The 5,742-nt window shown below is 71.7% G+C and carries 1 protein-coding gene; it reads right to left on the bottom strand.

All coding sequences use genetic code 11. The features are described from left to right. A partial coding sequence (locus D7V88_RS38300) for a hypothetical protein (RefSeq protein ID WP_120545482.1) occupies positions 1-5,426 on the bottom strand: 5,426 nt, incomplete at its 3' end. Positions 5,427-5,742 lie beyond the last annotated feature (316 nt).

Raw genomic sequence — 5,742 nt, 5'->3', positions numbered from 1 at the left:
TCCCAGGGATGCGAGGGAGCCGCGGCTGGCGGTTGGCGCGTGCTGTCGGCTCGGGAGGGGGCGGATGCGCGGGCCTTGGGCGTCGCGGGGAACGGGTCTCGTGAGGCGGGAGCGGACGCGGCGGCCTTGCGCGAGACAGCGGAAGGCGTGGGAGCCGCGCCCAGGGCCTGCGGGGGCACGGGCTCGGAATCGAGCGAGAGGGGGGCACCGAAGGCCGTCGTCCGCTCCCGGGGTGGGGACGCGGGAGCACGTGGATTGGGACCGATCGCGAGGCCCGGAGCTTCATCGTTCCGCATCGACGCGGAGCCGCGGGCGGGCAGGTCCGTGTCGGAAGCTTGCCCCGAGGCCTTCGCGCTTCCGCGCACGGACTTCGAGGAGGGGGACGAAGTACTTGGCCCCGGTGCGGCCTCCGCGAGCGAGGGTGGGCCTTCCGACGAGGCCTTGCCTGCACCAGACCTGCGCGCCGCCGTGGCTGCCTCCACCGGTGCCTGGCTTCCCGACGGGGCCTTTACTCCGCCGGCCTTGCGCGATGCCTCCGCGTTCGACGAGGTGTCCGGGACCGGCGCGTGGCTTCCCGACGGGGCCTTCACTCCGCTGGCCTTGCGCGCACCCGCCGCAGCCTCAACCGTTGCGTGGCCTCCCGACGGGGCCTTCACCGCGTCGGGCCTGCGCGCACCCGCCGCAGCGTCAACCGGTGCGGGACTTCCCGACGGAGCCTTCACCGCGCTGGCCTTGCGCCCCTTGCCCCCTGTGCCCGCGACCGGCGCCTGGCTTCCCGACGGAGCTTCCTCCTCCACGACCGGTGTTCCGCGTCCCGACTTCGGGGAGGATGAGTTCGCGCCAGCCGACGCGGACTTCCGGGCGGCACCGTCCTTCGCCTGGACCGGGCGCTTCTCGGCGGCGGGCGAGGACGCTTCGGCGGCGCCCAGCGACCCGATGTCGGTGTTGGACGTCACCTCGTCGGACAGGTCCTTGCTCTTGACGGGGACGCGTCCCGTGGGAACCGGAGGTGCCACGAGCACCGAGGGCGGCGGCACACCGGGAGCTGGCGCGGGACGCGGAGGTTCCGGCGGAGGCGGACGGACACGCGCCTCGCGAGACTTGCGCAGGCTTTCGGCGCGGCGTGCGTAGGTGCGGGCCCGCTCGGTGTTGTGCAGCACTTCGCGGCAGAAGAGCGCGAGCCGCTCCCACATGCGCTGGCGCTCTTCGTCGTCCTCCGTCGCGGTGGCCGCGTTCTCCAGCGCCCAGGCGGCCTCGCCCATCTGCTCGCGTTCGGTGCAGCGGTCCGCGAGCAACAGCCACGCTTCCTTGTGCCCTGGCTCGAAGCGCACCGCCTGGCGGAGTTCGGCCAGCGCCGCGCCCGCGTCCCCCATGGCCTCCAGCGTGGCCACGCGCTCCAGGTGCGCCTTGCGAGCAGCGGGCCCCCGGGGTTCGCGCGCGAGCTGCGCGTGCAGCAACTGGCTGAGCGCGGGCAGATCCCCCAGCCGACGCGCGAGCGCCAGCAGTTGCTCCCGAGGCTGCTCGCTGTCCGGGCTCTCCGCGAGCACTTCGGCCCAGGCCCACTGCGCGATGCGCAGATCTCCCAGCGACTCCTCGGCCGTCTGCGCGAGCACCCGCAGCGCATCCAGGCGATCCGGAGCACGGCGAGGCGCGGCGGCACAGGCGGCGCGCAGGCGCTCGGCATGGGCGGGGCGCTCTTCGTCGGAGACGCAGCGCACGAGCCCGGCGAGCACCGGCAGCAGGCCCGGCACGAGCGCCTCCGCCGCCTCCAGGTCCTCGCGCGCCTTCGCGGGAGCGCCCATGTTCAACTGCCGCTCGCCTCGCGTCAGCAGGGCGATGGCTCGGGCCCGGGACGTCCGCGCCCGCTTGATCGCGTCATCGAGTGCACGGCGCACGAGCGACGCGTCCTCGCGCATGGACAACAGCCGCACCTGTTCACGCAGGGCAGTGCGCTCACCGGTCAGCTCGACGATCTCCCGGTACATGCGCGCGGCGCCCGCGGAGTCCTGGAGTTCGTTCTCCATCACCTCCGCGAGCCGCGTCAGGGCTTCGGCGCGCGCGGGGGCGTCCTTCGCGCGGTCGGCACGCTTGAGGTAGAGCTGGGCCAGTTCACGCCACGCTCGGCGTGCGATGAGCTGGGACTCCTCCCTTTGCGAGCGGGCCAGCTCCGCGCCCTCTTCCGACGAAGACACGGCGGAAGAGCCGCCCGGATCCACGTCGGCGCCACTCCCAGCGGACTTCACGGGAGGAAGGCGGCCGGCGTCGCGGGTAGACGCTGGCGACGGCCCCGCATCTCCTGGAGGAGGAATCACTTCCGAGGTCGATTCCTCCTCTTCGAAAGCGGGATTCGAAGCGGCGGGCACCAGCACGGTGGTCCGCCGAGGTGCGGACGCTGACGGCTGTGCACGGGACTTCTCGTCGCGCGCCTGGGGCGACGGGGCCGCGTCCTTCTCCGCATCGGCCTTCGCGGGAGGAATGACCTCCGAGGTCGACTCCTCCTCGTCGAACGCCATCGCCGGAGCGCCGGGCACCAACACCGCGCTGAGCGGACGCGGCTTCGAAGGCGCACCGGTCACGACCGGTTCGGGCGGACGCGGAGGGAGCATCTCCGACGTCGATTCGTCCTCATCGAATGCGTGCGAAGGAGCACCCTGAACCAGCACGGAGTCGATCACCCGCGCAGGCTTGCGTCCCGCGGAAGCATCCCTGGCAGGAACCTCCGCATCCGACTGCGGAGTGCTCGTGTGCACCGGGCGCGATGGCGCCATCGCGTGCGCATCCGCTGCCTTCAGAAGGCCCGATACCTCCTGTGAAGCTTCTCCCTGAAGCGACACACCCGGAGCCGCCGCCACCTGGCTATTGGGAGCCTGCGTGGCCTCGAAGGACAATGCACTCGGCGGCGTGGGCTCTTCAGCGGAGGCTTGCGCCACATCGACCCGCGATGACACGCCCGACGCCTCGGCCTTTTCGCTGAGCGCCTGGGCTGTCACCTCGACAGTCGATGCCGCCGTGGGCTTCTCATCCTGCGCCTGCGTCACATCGATGGTCGAAGGCGCGCTCGATGTCGCCGTTTCCGCAGCGAGCGGCGGCGCCCTGTCGACTTGCGATGCCACACCTGGGCCTGCGGACTTGTCACCGGGCGCCGACGCCACGTCCAGCGGTGGCGACTCGCCCGCTGCTTCCGCGGACTTCTCTCCTGGCGACTGCGGCACCGCCCTTGGTGACGACTCAACCGATGCGGCGGAGGACATCTCGACAGACGACTGCACCACCTCCACCGGGGACGACTCGCTCGATGCGGTTGCGGACTTCTCTCCGCGCGACGAAGTCACCTCCACCGGGGACGATTCGCTCGATGCGACCGCAGACTCCTCGCCGCGCGATGGAGTCATCCCCACCGGGGACGACTCGCTCGATGCGACCACGGACTCCTCGCCGCGCGACTGAGTCACCTCCACCGGGGACGACTCGCTCGATGCCGCGACGGACTGCTGCTCGCCGGACGCCTGCGGCATCTCCACCGGGGACGACACGCCCAGTGCCGCAGCGAGTTCCTCATCGGACGCCTGCGCCTCCACCGATGATGACGCGCCCGGGGCGGAGGAGGAGCTTTCATCGGACGCCTGCTTCACCTCCAGCGGCGGCGACGTGTCTGGCTCTAGCGCAGCCTTCTTGCCGGACGACTGCTCCTCATCCAGCGACGGCGAACCGAACGATGCGGCTGCCGCCTTCGCATCGGGCGCCTGCGGGATCTCCACCGAGGACGACACGCCCAGTGCCGCAGCGAGTTCCTCGTCGGACGCCTGCCGCGCATCCACCGATGACGATGCGCCCAGCACAACAGGAGCATTGGCATCGGTCGCCTGCCGCGCATCCACCGATGACGACGTGCCCAGAGACACAGCGGCCTTCTCATCAGGCGCCTGCGTCACCTCCACCGGTGAGCCCGGTGCCACAGCGGCGTTCGCATCGGATGCCTGCGGCGCATCCACAGGTGCTGACACGCCCAGTGCCGCAGCAAGCGCCTCATCCGACACGTGCACCGGATCTACCGGCGACGACACGCTCAGCGACACCGACTTCTCACCGGATGCCTGGGAGACAGACTCCACCGGGAGCTTTGCATCGGACTGCGAGGACGGCGCCTGCTCCAGCGTCGACTTCCCTGTGTCAGCCGCAATCGGCAGAGAGCCCACCGCGAGCGGGGCTGGCGACTTCGACAACAGATCCGTGCCTGCATTGAGGGAACGAAGAGCACCCGGCGTCAGCGCATCTCCAGTTCCCGCCTTCGCATCAACCACCGCTGGCGGCACCTCCTGGGAATCCCGTGACGCCACGGACGGGACCGTTGCCGGGACACCCGAAGCAGGCTGCTCGGTCGCGGGCACTCCAGCCACAGCCACCGACGCACCGACCACCACCGGAGACGCCGGCTCCCGCTCCACCTTGGCTTCGCTCACGCGTCGGTCGGTATCCGCCGTCACGAACGGAAGATCCGTCGAACGGAACGACAGCGCTGCGTCCTCGCGTTCGAACTCCGGCGGCTCCGGGGCCACAACGCCCGGCCTCTCGACGACGGAAGCGAACGGTCCTCCAACCGGAGCCGTCGACGCCGCGCGCGCCTTCTCGGAATCGCTCCCAGCGACAGACTGGCCACCGGTCGGGGCCCCCACCGTCGACTTCGAGCGCGCCCTCTCCGCCTCGCCTCCAGCGACAGGCGGGCTCCCAGCCGAGGACACCGCCGTCGGCGGCATCCGAGCCCCTTGCGGAGGCGTCACCACGCGCGCCTTGCCCGGCCCCTCATCCTCCCAGGGGAAGTCCGGCCCTCGCACCGTCACCCGTCCCAGCCCTGCCCATTCGCCCAGCGGGACCTGCACCGTGTCCGCTCGCGCGGCCCTCGCCGACGCACCCTGCGCTTCGACGGGCACCGTTGGCATTTCCACCACGGTGTTCCCGCGATCCGGATCCGACAGGGCCAGGGCGGACACCTCCACGGTCTTCGTCCGGGACTCCTCGTCCTCCTCCGCCGTCGGCCGCGACGTCGCGCCCTTCGCCTTCGCCTGCCGTTCGCGCAGCACGTCCAGCACGTACCGGGCCCGTGCGTCGTCGGGCGCATCCATCAGCAGCCCATTGAGCACGGCCGCGGCGCGCGCCTCCTGGCCCGTGCGGCGCAGCACCCTCGACAACTGCCGGCGCACCTCGCGGCGCACCGCGCCCCGCTCGGTCACCATCGCCGCGTCCAGCAGGGTGATGACGGCGCGCTCCGTGCCCGCCTTCAGCGCGCACCGCACCAACGCGGCCGCCAGTCTGGGCGTCATCGTCAGCGAACGGCTGGCAGCGACCAGCCCGGAGTACGCCCGGGCTGCCTGTCCCTCACGAAGCAGGCGGGCGGCGTCCCGGCAGACCGCGTCCACCGCGCCGTGCACGTCCTCCGCGCGCTGAGCCGATCCCGGTCCGCGAAGAGAAGGCTCCGGCGCTCCAGGACCCTTGCCGTTTGTCCCGCCACCCATGAGGTCCCCAGTCTACACACGATGCGCGACGCGGTGGGGTCCTGTCCGCCCTGCGCCGGGCAATCTGGGACTCGGAGTCAAACCGGGTCGCCGTCCCGGAAGGGACCCTCGGGAATCGGGACCCCCGCCGCGACGAAGAAGGCCCGCAGGTCCTCCGGGACCGCCGCCTCCACCCGCAGCGGCTGGCCCGTGCGCGGATGCCCCAGCTCCAACGCCTGCGCATGCAACAGGC

Source organism: Corallococcus terminator (assembly GCF_003611635.1).
In the GTDB taxonomy this organism is placed as follows: domain Bacteria; phylum Myxococcota; class Myxococcia; order Myxococcales; family Myxococcaceae; genus Corallococcus; species Corallococcus terminator.
Note: the sequence above shows the minus strand (reverse complement) of the source record. Positions and strands in the feature narration are given on the sequence as shown.